The sequence below is a fragment of the Cupriavidus sp. D384 genome, from assembly GCF_001652915.1.
Classification (GTDB): domain Bacteria; phylum Pseudomonadota; class Gammaproteobacteria; order Burkholderiales; family Burkholderiaceae; genus Cupriavidus.
In genome coordinates this window covers 1-753 of the sequence record NZ_BBQI01000068.1, presented here as the reverse complement: position 1 = coordinate 753, position 753 = coordinate 1, and the positions used below count along the sequence as shown (strand labels likewise).

At 64.7% G+C, this 753-nt stretch carries 2 protein-coding genes; one reads left to right on the top strand and one right to left on the bottom strand.

The window, feature by feature from the left end; all coding sequences use genetic code 11:
- A partial coding sequence (locus tag A9J21_RS32340; protein ID WP_231906941.1) for a hypothetical protein occupies positions 1–415 on the top strand: 415 nt, incomplete at its 5' end.
- On the opposite strand, the gene A9J21_RS15665 is transcribed toward A9J21_RS32340, so the two are convergent.
- Positions 400–615, bottom strand: coding sequence for a hypothetical protein (locus A9J21_RS15665; RefSeq protein ID WP_066737180.1), 216 nt, complete (start codon positions 613–615; stop codon positions 400–402). The two genes, A9J21_RS32340 and A9J21_RS15665, sit on opposite strands and share 16 nt — an antisense overlap.
- Positions 616–753 lie beyond the last annotated feature (138 nt).

The window sequence follows — 753 nt, the reverse complement described above, 5'->3', positions numbered from 1 at the left end:
CCTAGTGCAAGCGCCGTACCAGCGAACCACTGTCATCGCCGACGGGGTCCTCCAGGGACATGACGTGTCGGCCGGAGGCGTCCGGGAACAGGGAATACCGGCAGTGCTGGGCGGGGCAACCACCTTCCTGACCGCGCTCGCGTGGAACGCGCCTGATATACAAAACCCGTCAAAATTACCGAAAGGTCTCCCCCGCCCTAGGGACGACTGCCCCTCCTTGATATTGTCGCAGCAGTTGGATACGAAGCTCCAACCCATTGAGGGTCCCGGCGAGCAGGGCGAGTTGCGCGATGGCTGCGGCGGCATCAACGCCGTCTCGACGGCATGCGGTGACAGCGGCTTTCTGCCTAGCAAGGTGCGCCCTAAGTTCCTGGAGCCGCCGATCGTGCCTCGCCCTCATCAGACAGTTGCGTAGCGACCGGACCCGGTTTCCAGCCAAAGATTGCGCTTGATCAGCACCAGATCCGAATAGCTGCGGCGCAAATGGCGCAGCACCTGCAGGCTCAGGGCAGCGTCGCCGCCCTCCCGGCGCGCCTCACGCACCCGCCCGACCTGCTGGCGGATGCGCTGCCGCGAGGCGGCCAGCTTCGTGTCCAGATGCGTCACGCGGGCCATGACTGCCCGTAGACGTCTTGCTCGCATTGCATGTCTCCACCACGGTACGGCGTCTGGTTATAGGCGCGATGGTGGTTGGCGGATCGGTCCGGAAAGGTTGGATACTGGACACCCCTGCCGCCCCGACGCATGGCGAAT